A 13,881-nucleotide genomic window follows, 5' to 3' on the forward strand; every position below is an offset into this window, starting at 1 on the left:
GCGCGACTGGACTTTGATTAGTCAAGTAAAGCTCACTATTCGAGGTTATGACGGGACGAACCCGTAGTTCTAAGTCGGCTGCATTTTACGCTTGTAAAGTAATTAAAAAATCACCACCTGGATGAACATAATCCAGGTGGTGATTTTTTGATTGTTAAATTTGATTCCAAATAGATCGTAAAGGTTACGTGCGTTAAATTACTCAAATGATAACTCTAAGAAGTATAAGTGTTTGGCTGGTAAATGGGCCGAAGAAACCCATACTTCATGGTAGTTAGGGACCTTTTTCTCTGTGTAATCGAAGAAGAAGTCAAGTAAGTTGCCGTTTTTAGCGACAAAGTCATCCTGAAATCGGTTGACTAATAGCTTGTTGTCAGGAAAATAAATTTCGGGGTTAGCGACCTTAATATGATCGGGGACACCCATCCGAACGACATTCGTGTATTCCGGTTGGGTAAACTGAATTTCAGTCGGGTGATGGGTGATATAAAACATGACGTTATAAATTGAATCTGAATTACTAGCCACGACAAACCAGTCCTTTGCTAAATTTACACTCATTATACCAAAAAAATCTTAAAGCGTTGGAAATGTTTAACGGGCCCTTGACAAACTTCTAATTAACCATTAATCTTTTAATTAAATTCAAATTAATTAATTTGGAAAATTACATATAAAGGAAGTCGAAGCATATGGCAGACGTACAATTAGACTGGAACAACTTGGGGTTTGAATATCGGAATCTTCCGTACCGTTATCGTGCGTATTGGAAAGATGGTGCTTGGTACAAAAAAGAATTAACGGGAGATGCAACTTTACATATTAGTGAAGGCTCAACAGCATTACACTATGGTCAACAAGACTTTGAAGGCTTAAAAGCTTACCGCACTAAAGATGGTAGTGTTCAATTATTCCGGCCAGATCGTAATGCAGCCCGAATGCAGACCAGCTGTGAACGGTTATTAATGCCACAAGTGCCGACAGACATGTTTGTGGACGCTGTTAAACAGGTTGTTAAGGCTAATCAAGATTACGTGCCACCGTATGGAACTGGTGCGACTTTATACTTACGGCCATTGATGATCGGGGTTGGGGGTAACATTGGTGTTCATCCAGCTCAGGAATACATCTTCACGGTCTTTGCCATGCCAGTTGGTAGTTATTTCAAAGGCGGGATGACGCCAACCAACTTTACGACGTCCGAATATGATCGTGCGGCCCATAAAGGAACCGGGGCTTATAAAGTTGGTGGGAATTATGCGGCTAGCTTATTCCCAGGTCAAGAAGCTCATGCCAACGGTTTCTCCGACTGTGTTTATCTTGACCCGGTTGAACATCGTAAGATTGAAGAAGTAGGTTCAGCGAACTTCTTCGGGATTACTAAGGATGGCACTTTTGTGACACCCAAGTCACCATCAATTCTACCTTCCGTTACGAAATATTCATTACTCTACTTGGCAGAACATAAATTTGGGATGAAGACTGAACAAGGCGACGTCTACATTGATGATTTAGACCGGTTTGCTGAAGCTGGGGCTTGTGGGACAGCTGCGGTTATTTCACCAATCGGTGGCTTGGAACATCAAGGCAAGTTACACGTGTTCTACAGTGAAACGGAAGTTGGTCCGGTAACGAAAAAATTATATGATGAATTAACTGGAATTCAATTTGGCGATCGGGAAGCGCCTGAAGGTTGGGTCCAGAAAGTTGAATTAGACTAAGTACAGTGTTGTTTGTGTGAATAAAAAGACGGCTTTAGTAAGACCCGTGATACGGGTGGAACTAAAGTCGTTTTTATGTGCGTGCGCATGATGCACGTGGTATTGTGAATAGTAAGAAATGCTGTCTAATCAGTAGACGCATGATTGGAACGACAGTTATTCGGCTAAGGGGACGTTACGGTTAGGTTAAGATTGCTGATTGTGATGTAAAGTTGCTGAAGAAACGCTAAAATTAAAGGGAGTTGGGCAAGATGATAAAGTGGAGTAATCGACATTGGCAGACAGTTGAATGGGTCAGCACGGGAATTTTGGTGGGCTGTACGTTACTGTATAATCATCAGGTTGTCTCGAATCAATGGCTTCTCGTCATTGGCGGGGCCGCTTTAATCAGTTATTGGTTGGTCACATTACCGCGGTTATTCGGAAGTCAGCACTAGCTTCGGGAAGGTCGTTGATGCAATCAGGTCAGTTTGTATCCGTAGAAATTGTCAGGGTAAAACGTGGACAGTTTGCCAGGTTACTTGGTTGATACTGACCTTGAAGGCGGTTTAGCCACAGTCAATCCCGACTTGAATCATGATCCTAATAAGAGAGAATGAATAAATTAATGTTAACTTTTAGTAGAACCGCAGCACTAATTAACCAAATGGTCCAAGATCAAGTGATCCCAGGGGCGAGTTATGCCTTGATCGATGGGGCTGAGTGGCACACGAATCAAGTGGGCGTCGCTCAAATAAAACCAACGATCAAACCATTATGGCCGGATGCGATGTATGATTTGGCCTCGGTTACTAAGGTCGTGGGAACGACAACCGTGGCGATGCAGTTGATGCAAAATGGGCAACTTGAAATTGATCGCCCCGTGCATGACTACCTACCGACTTTACAGTCCACAACGATCACGGTTCGTAATTTAATGACCCATACAAGTGGGCTGAGTGGTTATATTCCAAATCGGAATGCGTTGTCAGCGGATGCGTTATTAGCCGCGATTCAACAGCTACCAATCAGTGAGCGTAACCGCAATCATCGGGTGGTTTATACGGATTTAGGCTTGATCATCATGGGGCAAGTCATTGAACGAATTCTTGGAGCGGCCATTCAGCCAATTATCACTGAGCGCGTCTTGCAGCCATTAGGGTTGGCACACACGAGTTTTCAACCTCAACTAGCGCAAACCGTTCCGACGACGTATTCCATGAAAACTGGGTTGTTACGGGGGATCGTTCATGATCCTAAGGCCAGAGTCTTAGGTGAACACTGTGGTTCCGCCGGTTTATTTGCCAGTGTGACAGACCTTGTTCGGTTTTCACAACTGATGCTCGGCCAAATCGACGTACCAGCTGTGCTATCACAGGCTACGATTGCAAGCTTGTATCAAGATTGGACGCCCAATCAACACTTACGCCGGAGCTTTGGTTGGAACCTCTGGCACCGTTCTGATGAGACACTGCCGGTGATTTTTCATACTGGTTATACTGGTACGCTCCTGATGCTTGACCGTCAACGGCAACGGGGCCTTGTTTTCTTATCCAACCGGGTGCATCCAGTTGCAAATAATTCGGTATTCCTTCCAGCACGTCGCCGGTTAATTGCGGCTTGGTTGGCGGATACGGTTACAAATTAGCTACTTCGGTTTCACAACCGCTTTCATTTATGCTAAAATTTAGATATTAAATTCAACAATGGAGTGAGTAGATCTTATGAGTGAGCCATACTTTTTAAAGCCGGTGTTCCATGAAAAAATTTGGGGCGGTACCAAATTACATGATGATTTTAATTATGATATTCCCAGTGATCATACTGGTGAATGTTGGGCTATTTCAGCTCATCCGCATGGTCCGGCGACCGTTGAAAATGGGCCGTACGCTGGCATGACACTGGATCGGGTATGGGCAGAACATCGTGATGTGTTCGGTGATGCTAAGGGAGATGTCTTCCCACTATTAACGAAAATCTTGGATGCTAGTGAAGATTTGTCGGTGCAAGTGCATCCTGATGATGCGTACGCGGCTGAACACGAGCACGAACTTGGCAAGACTGAATGCTGGTACGTGATTGCGGCTGAACCGGGTGCAACGATGATTTATGGTCATCATGCGAAGACCCGTGAACAGCTCGCTGAATGGATCAACAACGGTGAATGGAATAAGCTATTACGGCGAGTGCCCGTTAAGCCCGGCGATTTCCTTTATGTCCCATCTGGAACGATTCACGCGGTTGGTAAGGGAATTATGGTGTTAGAAACGCAGCAGAGTTCTGATACGACTTACCGGCTATATGATTGGGACCGGGTCGACAAGACCACTGGTCAGAAGCGCGAGCTGCATTTGCAACAATCCATTGATACAACTAACGTTCCGCATCATGACCCTGATCTTGACATCACGACTACCCAGGTTGGGGATGCAACGGTGACCAAATACGTCCAATCACCATTCTTTGGTGTTTGGCAATGGCGGCTAACAAATGGGCAAGCAACTTTTAACCGGGGAACAGCACCTTATACGTTAGTCTCTGTACTTGATGGTGAAGGTAGCATTGTCGTTGACGGTCAAGACTATCCATTGAGTAAGGGCGTCCACTTTATCTTGCCATTTGACGTAAAACAATGGACATTGAAAGGCGATTTACAAATTATTGCTTCAGAACCTGGGGCTAAGGCATAATTAGTTAACCCCTTGATGGGATAAAAAAGATTGATACTGGTTGGAAGCCAATATCAATCTTTTTTTGTGTATCTACTGATAGTATCAGTTTATTAATAATCACTATCTGAAAGTATATAAATATTTATTATAGCTTGAAGGGGTTTACTAATGAGAAGGCTTCCAAAAACTATTATCATTGTAACCAATTAATACGGATCAAACTAAAAAATCGTCACTGGCTGGTAACTAAGTCAGTGGCGATTTTGAGTGATACGTTTTAAGGTTTCACGATAACGTTTTTAGTGAGGTCTTCGTTGAGTTGATCCAGTGCATCGAAGTTGCCTTCAGGGTACTTACGTTGTAAGGCCAGTTTCAAGATTCGTTTAGCGAGGGCTTCATTGCGTGCAAGGATTGGACCATGGAAGTAAGACCCAAAGGTGTTCTTGTAGATAACGCCCTCAGATTGATCTTTGCCATTATTGCCGTTACCTTGGAGCACTTGACCAAGGGGCCGTTCACCTTCGCCCAGGAAGGTCATCCCGTTGTGGTTTTCAAAACCATAGTAGGTCTGGTGGGTTTCGGCGTTCTCAATGGTTATATTACCAATAAAGCGATTGTTATCCTGACTGAGCGTGTAATGATCTAAGGCACCGATACCCGCGATCTTTTCACCATGGGCCCCAATGTAGTAATGGCCCAGCATTTGAAAGCCACCACAGATTGCTAATAATGGGCCACCGGCTTCGATATATGCGGTCAAGGCGTCTTTTTTCGTTTGTAAATCCTTGGAAACAATCGTTTGCTCGTAATCCTGACCACCGCCGAAGAGGGCGAAGTCATATTTTTCTTCGTCAAACCGATCATCCAAGCTAACTAAGTCAACAGTGATGTCGGCATCCACTGCTTTAGCATAGTAGCGCATTGCTAAAATGTTACCGATATCACCATACGTGTTCATTAGATCGCCGTAGAGGTGTGCGGCGTGTAGTGTATAAGTCATGGTTAAGCCATCCCCCCATCGATAATGCCTTGGCTAGCAAGTTGTTTTCGTAATTGCAACATCGCGGTGTAAGTTGCGACGACGTAGACTTGCTTGGTCGGTAGTTTTTGAATTGCGGTCGTCATGTTGGTCAGGTCAGGAATAATGGTTAACTGATCTTCCGGTACGCCAGCAACTTTTAGCCGGAACGTGATATCACGATAACGTTCACCGCCACTAATATAGGCGGGAATATTCAATGCCGGTAATTTTTCAAAATTACCATCCCAGATCCAACTAGTATCAATACCATCTGCATAGTTTGCGTTGAGCAGAGCGGCAAATGAGAATGGCCGGTCATCGGTGCTGATTGTTTGCAAGACTTGGTTAAGGCCCACTGGATTCTTGACGAGAATCAGCGTGACGTCCTTTTCGCCAACGTGAAAGGTCTCTTGACGACCAAAGACTTGTTCATCGTTGTCGCTAAGGGCGTGCGCGATTTTGGCCGGCGTGACGTCCATGAAGCGCCCAACCGCGTAGGCAGCTAGCGCATTATAAATATTGTATTGACCACCGATATTAAGATGCATGGCCTGACCGTTGATTTCAAAGTCTGAGCTAGTCGGTGTCATAGCGGTTAGGGCGTTTAATTTGTATGTCAACTGTGGACGCTCAAAACCGCAGTGGGGACAATAATACTTGCCCATATTGCTATAAGTTCGACTATGGTAACGCAAAATATGCTGACAACGCGGACAAAGCAGGCCATCCGTATTTGCTGGCGCTTGTTGGTCATGGTCGGGCTGGTAGTCAAATCCGTAATACAGTATCGGATTAGGCAATTGTTTGGCATTGAAGAGTGGCAAATCACCGTTGGCAATAATTGTCGCTTCAGGTGCTAAAGCAACCCCGTCTAAGATTTTTTGATATGTCGTGTAGATTTCACCATATCGATCCATCTGGTCACGGAAAATGTTCGTGAAGACAAAGGCTTTTGGTGTGATGTACTTGGTGACCATGATTACGTTAGCTTCGTCGACTTCTAGAACTGCGAGTGGCTTTTGGTGCGCTTTAGGTGCCCGTAAAAAGGTCGTGACGATACCTTGCTTCATGTTGGATCCGCTTGGATTGGTTAAAATGTCAGGGTACTGTTCACGTAAAACCTTGACCGTCAAGGCGGTCGTTAACGTTTTACCGTTGGTCCCAGTGATGACGATGACGTCGTAGTTTTTAGCGAGATGCTTTAAAATCGTTGGATCGAGCTTCAGCGCTAACTTGCCGGGGAGTGAGCTCCCACCGCCACGGAAGGTGTGTAAAAACCAATATGCGGATTTACCCGTCCAGGTGGCTAATGTACTATTAATTGACATAAGTTATCGGTACCCCTAATTCTTGATTTACCTGGGAAATGATCAGTGTGACCAACTACCGGGTATTAAAATCATAATTACCGGACAAAATGTCCTACTCTCAAGTATTTTATACTGAACGTCCCTAAAAGAAAAGTGATACTCCCGCCATTTAACCGCATATTATCAATTCGTTAATTAGTTTTAATGACAGAATGCTGAAATTCACGGCCAAATCCGCTATAATTGACTAGAAATGTGTAAAAAAGGGGAATGAGTCGCTTGGCACAGTTATTTTTTCGATATGGCGCGATGAACAGTGGTAAAACCATTGAAATTTTGAAAGTTGCCCATAACTATGAGGAACAAGATAAGTCGGTCATTATCTTAACGAGTGGCTTAGATAATCGTGATGGTGTGGGCTATGTTGCGAGTCGCATTGGCCTTAAACGTGAAGCAACGCCAGTATTTGATGATACCAATATTTTTGAGATCGTTAAACAAACGAATCCGGATGCTGCGTGCGTTTTAATCGACGAAGCCCAATTTTTGAAAAAGCATCACGTCCTAGAATTGGCTGACATTGTTGATGAGCTAAAGATTCCAGTAATGACGTTTGGTTTAAAGAATGATTTTCGTAACGAATTGTTTGAAGGTAGCAAGTACCTACTGCTATATGCGGACAAGATCGAAGAAATGAAGACAATCTGCTGGTTCTGTCGTAAAAAAGCAATTATGAATTTACGGTTCCACGATGGTCAGCCCGTTTATGAAGGCGAACAAGTTCAAATCGGGGGTAATGAGGCGTACTACCCAGTTTGTCGTCATCATTATTTTTACCCGCCGAAATTAACAAAGTGAGGATTAACTGAGAATGGATAAGTTTTTTGATAAGTTACAAGCCGTTGCCGATCGGTATGAGGAACTCGGTGAACTATTAAGTGATCCGGAAGTTATTTCGGATTCTCAACGTTTCATGAAGTTATCTAAGGAAATGGGTAATATTCGTGAAACGGTTGAAAAATATAATCACTACAAGGAAGTCACGAGTCAGATCGAAGAAAATGACGAATTGCTTCATGAAAAGCTCGACGATGAGATGAACGCGATGGTCAAAGATGATTTAAAGAACCTTAACGCGGAAAAGGATCAATTGGAACATGAAATCACGTTATTGATGTTGCCTAAAGACCCTAACGATGACAAGAACATCATCATGGAAATTCACGGTGCTGCTGGTGGTGACGAAGCTAGTTTGTTTGCTGCGGACCTGTTCAACATGTACTCGAAGTACGCAGAACGTCAAGGCTGGCAAGTAGAAGTGGCTGATCGTAATGAAACTGAAGTTGGTGGCTTTAAAGAAATCGTTCTGATCATTTCTGGTGACAAGGTCTACTCTAAGCTGAAGTATGAGAGTGGCGCGCACCGGGTACAGCGGGTGCCAGTGACTGAATCAGCTGGGCGGGTTCATACCTCAACTGCAACAGTCGGCGTTATGCCGGAAGCGCAGGATGTTGACATTGATATTGATCAAAAAGATATTCGGACCGATGTCTTTCGTTCATCTGGTGCTGGTGGTCAGCATATCAACAAGACGTCTTCAGCGGTGCGGATGACCCACTTACCAACCGGTATCGTGGTCTCGATGCAAGACCAACGTTCGCAACAGCAAAACCGGGCCAAAGCGATGGAAATCTTGCGGGCACGGGTCTACGACTACTATCAGTCACGGGAACAAAACGAATATGATGCTGAACGTAAATCAGCCGTTGGGACGGGTGACCGTTCTGAACGTATTCGGACTTACAATTTTCCACAAAATCGGGTGACGGATCATCGAATTGGGTTAACGCTCAACAAACTTGACCGGGTGATGAACGGCGAGTTAGACGAAGTTATTGATGCCCTCGTTTTAGCTGATCAAGCTGAAAAAATGGAGCGCTTAACTAATGAATAAGCCCACTCAACCCACTTATTTTGAAGCCCAGCAGTGGGCTTCTTTTTGTCTAAAAACGGCCCAGTTGCCGACTGATAGTGCTCGCTTCCTGTTATTGGGCTTGAGTCGGCTAGACCAGACACAATTACTCATTCGTTACCGCGAGCCGCTACCCAGTGCTGTTTGGCATGCTTATCAGCAGGGGATTGACCGGGTTGTTGCTGGTGAGCCAGTGCAGTACGTACTCGGAGACGCACCGTTTTATGGACTCACGTTACAAGTTGATCCAGCAGTGCTTATTCCTAGAGTCGAAACAGAAGAATTGGTAGACTGGATTTTGACGGATGTCCCAGCGACAGCGCCAGTTCGACTCTTAGACGTTGGTACCGGCTCGGGCGCCATTGCATTGGCAATCAAACACGAACGGCCGGCATGGGAGATTACGGCCAGCGACATTTCAACCGCTGCGCTGCAAGTTGCCAAAGCCAATGCGGACCGCCTACATTTAGATGTTAAGCTGGTTCACAGTGATCTATTGACCAGCGTATCTGCGCAGCCGTTTGATATTATTGTCAGTAATCCGCCATACATCGCTGCGAGCGAAAAAGACGTCATGGACGCCAGCGTCCTCGCCCACGAGCCACAAACGGCCTTATTTGCTGACCACGATGGGTTGGCACTTTACGAGCAGTTAGCGACGACGGTTGCCGATCATCTGACTTCGACCGGTCGCTTATACTTGGAATTCGGCTACCATCAGGGACCGGCCTTGCAGACGCTTTTCGCGCAGTCGATGCCCGACGCGACCGTGACGCTGCGACAAGACATGGCGGGTCACAATCGGATGCTGCGAGTTGCAATGACTCTGACTCGGCAATAGTTGCGCGTTATCCTGGAGAATGCTGATAAAAGCGGGCCGATTAGGTAGATTGCTGTTTGTAATCCGCGTCCCATTCCGGCCTTCGGGGGTGGGTGAACGCAGTCGTCGATTTGAGCTCGCGCATAACCCGCGTTATCTCAAATGTGAGTCTTATCCTAAGCGGGCTGTTTTTAACCTGGGAGGTACGGCGTAAATTTATGAGCAATTGATTAAGTCCGTGATGTAAATAATAAAGAATATTATATGAAAGTAACGATGAATTAATAATAAAGTAGAGGTTTGAATATATTATGGAAACGAAAGTATATACGCCGGCGGAGATTCCGGCTGCTGCGGCGTTGTTAACTGCGGGGCAGTTAGTGGCATTCCCAACGGAGACGGTCTATGGGCTAGGTGCCGATGCGACAAATGTGGATGCTGTTAAGCAAGTGTACTTAGCTAAAGGCCGCCCGAGTGATAATCCTTTGATCGTGCATGTTGCTGATGTGGAAACGGTTGAGCGGTTTGCTCAACCGTTATCGGAAGCAGCCAAGAAGCTGATTAAGGCGTTTTGGCCAGGACCCCTGACGATGATTTTTAAATTGAAACCAGATGCGTTGGCACCGGAAGTTACTGGCGGGCTGCAGACGGCGGCTTTCCGTAATCCTGATAATGAGGCAACCCTGGCTTTGATTCGTGCGGCCGGAACGCCTATCGTGGGACCATCCGCTAATACATCTGGTAAGCCGAGTCCGACGACGGCGCAACACGTATTGCATGATCTACGTGGTAAAATTGCTGGTATTCTGGATGATGGTCCGACGAAGGTTGGCGTTGAATCTACAGTTTTGGATCTTTCAACCGACAAACCAGCAATTCTACGGCCCGGTGCCGTAACGCCTGAAGCAATCGAACGGGTCATTGGCATGCCAGTTCAAACCGAATTGCACCATGTCGGAGCTAAAGAAGTTCCTAAGGCGCCAGGGATGAAATATAAGCACTATGCGCCAAACGCACAAGTTTATATCGTTGATCGTTCGGAAGATTGGCCAGAAGCGCTGGCGTGGGCAGCCCAGCAAGATGTGCCAATGGGCGTTATGGCAACAGATGATATTTTAACTAACAATCAAATTCCGGCTAATTGCGAACAATTTTCGCTTGGAGAAGATATTCAATCGGCAAGCCGGGAGCTGTTCGCGGGCTTGCGGCACTTTGATACTGAGACGGAAATTAAAGATATTCTGTGCCAAGCCTTTGAAAATAAAGGACTTGGGCTTGCCTACATGAACCGATTAAATAAATCTGCCGGTCAGACTCATTTTAGTGTATAATGATTGCAAGTCGGGAAAACCCGAAAGTTGTCACTTGCGAAATGGAGGAGATTTATTCATGAATTACCAGGAACAAGATCCAGAAGTATGGGCTGCGATTAGTAAGGAACAGGCACGGCAACAACATAATATTGAGTTGATTGCTTCTGAGAACATCGTTTCAAAGGGCGTCCGGGCAGCGCAGGGGAGTGTGCTGACCAATAAATACTCTGAAGGCTATCCGGGTCACCGCTTTTACGGTGGTAACGAATACATTGACCAAGTGGAAACCTTAGCAATTGAACGGGCTAAGAAATTATTTGGTGCGGAATATGCTAATGTGCAACCACACTCTGGTTCCCAAGCCAATGCGGCTGCATATATGGCACTGATTCAACCTGGTGACCGGGTGATGGGGATGTCACTAGATGCTGGGGGACACTTAACACATGGATCTAGTGTGAACTTCTCTGGTAAACTTTACGATTTTCAAGGTTATGGGCTCGATCCTGAAACCGAAGAATTAAACTATGATGCAATTCTTGCACAAGCACAAGATTTTCAACCAAAGTTAATCGTTGCGGGGGCTTCTGCTTATAGTCGATTGATTGATTTCAAGAAGTTTCGCGAGATTGCAGATCAAGTTGGGGCCTTATTGATGGTTGATATGGCTCATATTGCCGGCTTAGTTGCGGCCGGGCTACATCCTAATCCAGTGCCATATGCTGATGTGGTTACGACAACGACGCACAAAACGTTACGGGGGCCCCGTGGCGGTATGATTTTAGCGAAAGAAAAGTATGGCAAGAAGATCAACTCAGCCGTTTTCCCTGGCAATCAGGGTGGGCCGTTGGATCACGTAATTGCGGGTAAAGCGATTGCTTTGGGCGAAGACTTACAGCCTGAGTTTAAGGTTTATGCCCAACATATCATTGATAATGCCAAGGCAATGGCGAAGGTCTTCAATGACTCTGACTTGGTTCGGGTTATTTCTGGTGGCACGGACAATCATTTAATGACGATTGATGTCACTAAGTCTGGTTTGAACGGTCGCCAAGTACAAGATCTGTTAGATACGGTTTATATTACGGTCAACAAAGAAGCGATTCCGAATGAGACGTTAGGGGCTTTCAAGACCTCTGGTATTCGGTTGGGAACACCTGCGATTACGACCCGTGGTTTTGACGAAGCTGATGCAACTAAGGTCGCTGAATTGATTTTGCAAGCGTTACAAGCACCGACAGATCAAGCAAATCTAGATGACGTTAAACAGCAAGCAATGGCTTTAACAGCGAAGCACCCGATCGATGTTGATTAAGTAATTTATATCAGGTCTGGTTTTTTCTCTCTAAATTAGCTACAATAGAAAGAAATCACTAAGGAGTGTGCGTAGCAACATGGGTAAGTTTGAGGTTTTGGATCATCCGCTCATTCAACATAAATTGACGATCATTCGGGAAAAGAACTGTGGTACTAAGGTCTTCCGGGAAATGGTTAACGAAATTTCAACGTTGATGGCGTACGAAGTATCACGCGATATGCCGTTGAAGGACATTGAGATTGAAACACCGATTGCCAAGTCAACGCAAAAAACGTTGGCAGGTAAGAAAGTCGCCATTGTACCAATCTTACGGGCTGGCTTAGGGATGGTTGACGGTTTCTTAAACATGATTCCGGCAGCTAAAGTTGGGCACGTTGGGATGTATCGGGATGAAAAGACCTTGAAGCCGGTCGAATATTTCGTTAAATTACCAAGTGATATTTCACAACGGCAATTATTTGTCGTTGATCCAATGTTAGCCACTGGTGGTTCAGCCATCATGGCGATGGATATGTTGAAAAAGCGCGGCGCAAGTAATATTAAGTTTATGTGTTTAGTTGCGGCGCCTGAGGGTGTTAAGGCACTTCGGGACGCACATCCAGACATCGACGTTTACACGGCAGCACTTGATGACCATTTAAATGAAGATGGCTACATCGTTCCTGGTTTGGGCGATGCGGGCGACCGGTTATTTGGTACGAAGTAAGTTGCATTGACAAAAGGTAGCACCGCCAGGCAATGTCTGGGGGGCTACCTTTTTGTTTTCCAAAATTATTAACAACTTTAGCTATAATCATCCGCATTCTGTGAGTTCATTAGTCATGAATCGTGACTAAAACGTGCTAATTTCTAAGATTAAAAGCAGCCAGCTATGGACCACTGGAAACGGGTGTAAGTGGGCGTAAACATGCTTTGCTGGTTCGTCCTAAGCCGACTTCCAGTCGTGACAGTGTTCGAATGGCTGACGAAGATGTACCTAACTTTTGATGAATTTGTCGTTGCTTTTTACAACCAGTAATTTTGTCAATCAACCGGCAGACTGAAAATGATATTGAGATAGCTCACTAATCCTGAATTGGTGTAGTAAAATTTAATCTCTTGACAAAGTGCTAATGCACCTAACGCTTTGTTTAAAGTTCCAGTGTCAAAATAGTCAGCGACAAATTGTACCAAGTTAAGTGGCCGTTCATCAGCCATTTGAGCGGCTTACCGACCGGAGGGGCTGGGTGACAATGCTCAGTAGCCAAATTATTCTTAGCTGGAAGTGGTCTGCTTCCGGCTTAGAATAAGACTCGTATTTGAGATGACGCGGGTTATGCGTTAGCTCAAATCGATGTCGGCTGCGTTCCAGCAATTGTCACCCAGCCCTGGAGGTCGGAATAGGACCCACACCGGCTGACGCACAACAATCTAATTAGCACGTTTTAATCACCGTTAATGCCAAATAATAATTTGTACAATGCGTATATTATAGGTAGTTATTGACATTAACTGTTGGGGGACACTGGATAATTAGGGTGTTTTAGATGGCGATTACGCTGTATTGGTCGAATATTCGGTAACGTTGGGTGAGAAAGTCACATTATTTCAGGAATGTTGTCACAAATATTATGATGTTTTGAACTAATATCGTTTTTAGGTAGCGTCAAGAATCTTGTGTAAATGAAATGCCTTCGTACATATAATATGTATCTAACTTAAATAAATGATGCTTCCAAGGTGTCCTGGAGTCCTTTGAACCCTCGGTGGATCCGC

Annotated in this window: 14 protein-coding genes; 10 read left to right on the forward strand and 4 right to left on the reverse strand. The window is 45.1% G+C overall.

Annotated features, from left to right (window positions below):
- Nucleotides 1–198: 198 nt before the first annotated feature.
- Complete coding sequence (locus MZO41_RS14880; protein ID WP_003641424.1) at nucleotides 199–561, reverse strand: hypothetical protein; 363 nt, start codon at nucleotides 559–561, stop codon at nucleotides 199–201.
- A gap of 131 nt (nucleotides 562–692) precedes the next feature.
- Between MZO41_RS14880 and MZO41_RS14885 the strand changes: the two genes are divergently transcribed.
- The 4 genes from MZO41_RS14885 (at nucleotide 693) to manA (ending at nucleotide 4,390) form a co-directional block, all read left to right on the forward strand.
- Nucleotides 693–1,721, forward strand: a complete 1,029-nt coding sequence (locus MZO41_RS14885; RefSeq protein ID WP_003641425.1) for a branched-chain amino acid aminotransferase — start codon at nucleotides 693–695, stop codon at nucleotides 1,719–1,721.
- 251 nt (nucleotides 1,722–1,972) lie between these two features.
- Nucleotides 1,973–2,158: a hypothetical protein gene (locus MZO41_RS14890; RefSeq protein ID WP_003641426.1), complete on the forward strand. Its 186-nt coding sequence runs from the start codon at nucleotides 1,973–1,975 to the stop codon at nucleotides 2,156–2,158.
- Nucleotides 2,159–2,328: 170 nt separating this feature from the next.
- Nucleotides 2,329–3,348, forward strand: coding sequence for a serine hydrolase domain-containing protein (locus MZO41_RS14895; RefSeq protein WP_003644662.1), 1,020 nt, complete (start codon nucleotides 2,329–2,331; stop codon nucleotides 3,346–3,348).
- Nucleotides 3,349–3,424: 76 nt separating this feature from the next.
- Nucleotides 3,425–4,390 carry a mannose-6-phosphate isomerase, class I gene (gene manA, locus MZO41_RS14900; RefSeq protein WP_003641428.1) on the forward strand — a complete coding sequence of 322 codons (966 nt, stop codon included), beginning with the start codon at nucleotides 3,425–3,427 and terminating at the stop codon, nucleotides 4,388–4,390.
- Nucleotides 4,391–4,649: 259 nt separating this feature from the next.
- Here the strand turns inward: manA and MZO41_RS14905 are convergent, their stop codons facing one another.
- Both MZO41_RS14905 and MZO41_RS14910 read right to left on the reverse strand, forming a co-directional pair.
- The gene (locus tag MZO41_RS14905) at nucleotides 4,650–5,372 is read right to left on the reverse strand and encodes a type 1 glutamine amidotransferase (RefSeq protein ID WP_003641430.1); all 723 of its coding nucleotides are present in this window, start codon (nucleotides 5,370–5,372) and stop codon (nucleotides 4,650–4,652) included.
- 2 nt (nucleotides 5,373–5,374) lie between these two features.
- Entirely contained in the window at nucleotides 5,375–6,721 is a 1,347-nt protein-coding gene (locus MZO41_RS14910; RefSeq protein ID WP_003641431.1) for a Mur ligase family protein, read from the reverse strand.
- 261 nt (nucleotides 6,722–6,982) lie between these two features.
- On the opposite strand from MZO41_RS14910, the gene MZO41_RS14915 reads away from it, so the two are divergent.
- From MZO41_RS14915 to upp, 6 genes are all read left to right on the forward strand, one after another.
- Nucleotides 6,983–7,561 carry a thymidine kinase gene (locus tag MZO41_RS14915; RefSeq protein ID WP_003644660.1) on the forward strand — a complete coding sequence of 193 codons (579 nt, stop codon included), beginning with the start codon at nucleotides 6,983–6,985 and terminating at the stop codon, nucleotides 7,559–7,561.
- Nucleotides 7,562–7,574: 13 nt separating this feature from the next.
- The gene (gene prfA / locus MZO41_RS14920) at nucleotides 7,575–8,657 is read left to right on the forward strand and encodes a peptide chain release factor 1 (RefSeq protein ID WP_003641433.1); all 1,083 of its coding nucleotides are present in this window, start codon (nucleotides 7,575–7,577) and stop codon (nucleotides 8,655–8,657) included.
- Nucleotides 8,650–9,516: a peptide chain release factor N(5)-glutamine methyltransferase gene (gene prmC / locus MZO41_RS14925; RefSeq protein WP_003641434.1), complete on the forward strand. Its 867-nt coding sequence runs from the start codon at nucleotides 8,650–8,652 to the stop codon at nucleotides 9,514–9,516. The genes prfA and prmC overlap by 8 nt, the downstream gene beginning before the upstream one ends.
- A 290-nt stretch (nucleotides 9,517–9,806) precedes the next feature.
- Complete coding sequence (locus MZO41_RS14930; protein ID WP_003641435.1) at nucleotides 9,807–10,826, forward strand: L-threonylcarbamoyladenylate synthase; 1,020 nt, start codon at nucleotides 9,807–9,809, stop codon at nucleotides 10,824–10,826.
- Nucleotides 10,827–10,884: 58 nt separating this feature from the next.
- A complete protein-coding gene (gene glyA / locus MZO41_RS14935; protein WP_003641436.1) occupies nucleotides 10,885–12,123 on the forward strand; it encodes a serine hydroxymethyltransferase in 1,239 nt (412 codons plus the stop codon).
- Nucleotides 12,124–12,202: 79 nt separating this feature from the next.
- A complete protein-coding gene (upp, locus tag MZO41_RS14940; protein ID WP_003639227.1) occupies nucleotides 12,203–12,832 on the forward strand; it encodes a uracil phosphoribosyltransferase in 630 nt (209 codons plus the stop codon).
- 317 nt (nucleotides 12,833–13,149) lie between these two features.
- Here the strand turns inward: upp and MZO41_RS14945 are convergent, their stop codons facing one another.
- A complete protein-coding gene (locus MZO41_RS14945) occupies nucleotides 13,150–13,323 on the reverse strand; it encodes a hypothetical protein (protein WP_003645418.1) in 174 nt (57 codons plus the stop codon).
- Between the last annotated feature and the right edge of the window lie 558 nt (nucleotides 13,324–13,881).

Source organism: Lactiplantibacillus sp. C232 (assembly GCF_023806725.1).
In the GTDB taxonomy this organism is placed as follows: Bacteria; Bacillota; Bacilli; order Lactobacillales; family Lactobacillaceae; genus Lactiplantibacillus; species Lactiplantibacillus plantarum.

Bases quoted from the DNA above. Each gene is read 5' to 3' on its own strand.
- MZO41_RS14905 (WP_003641430.1), bottom strand. From the start codon at position 5,372: ATGACTTATACACTACACGCCGCACACCTCTACGGCGATCTAATGAAC.
- manA (WP_003641428.1), top strand. From the start codon at position 3,425: ATGAGTGAGCCATACTTTTTAAAGCCGGTGTTCCATGAAAAAATTTGG.
- prfA (WP_003641433.1), top strand. From the start codon at position 7,575: ATGGATAAGTTTTTTGATAAGTTACAAGCCGTTGCCGATCGGTATGAG.
- prmC (WP_003641434.1), top strand. From the start codon at position 8,650: ATGAATAAGCCCACTCAACCCACTTATTTTGAAGCCCAGCAGTGGGCT.
- MZO41_RS14910 (WP_003641431.1), bottom strand. From the start codon at position 6,721: ATGTCAATTAATAGTACATTAGCCACCTGGACGGGTAAATCCGCATAT.
- MZO41_RS14890 (WP_003641426.1), top strand. From the start codon at position 1,973: ATGATAAAGTGGAGTAATCGACATTGGCAGACAGTTGAATGGGTCAGC.
- MZO41_RS14945 (WP_003645418.1), bottom strand. From the start codon at position 13,323: ATGGCTGATGAACGGCCACTTAACTTGGTACAATTTGTCGCTGACTAT.
- upp (WP_003639227.1), top strand. From the start codon at position 12,203: ATGGGTAAGTTTGAGGTTTTGGATCATCCGCTCATTCAACATAAATTG.
- MZO41_RS14930 (WP_003641435.1), top strand. From the start codon at position 9,807: ATGGAAACGAAAGTATATACGCCGGCGGAGATTCCGGCTGCTGCGGCG.
- MZO41_RS14885 (WP_003641425.1), top strand. From the start codon at position 693: ATGGCAGACGTACAATTAGACTGGAACAACTTGGGGTTTGAATATCGG.
- MZO41_RS14880 (WP_003641424.1), bottom strand. From the start codon at position 561: ATGAGTGTAAATTTAGCAAAGGACTGGTTTGTCGTGGCTAGTAATTCA.
- MZO41_RS14895 (WP_003644662.1), top strand. From the start codon at position 2,329: ATGTTAACTTTTAGTAGAACCGCAGCACTAATTAACCAAATGGTCCAA.
- glyA (WP_003641436.1), top strand. From the start codon at position 10,885: ATGAATTACCAGGAACAAGATCCAGAAGTATGGGCTGCGATTAGTAAG.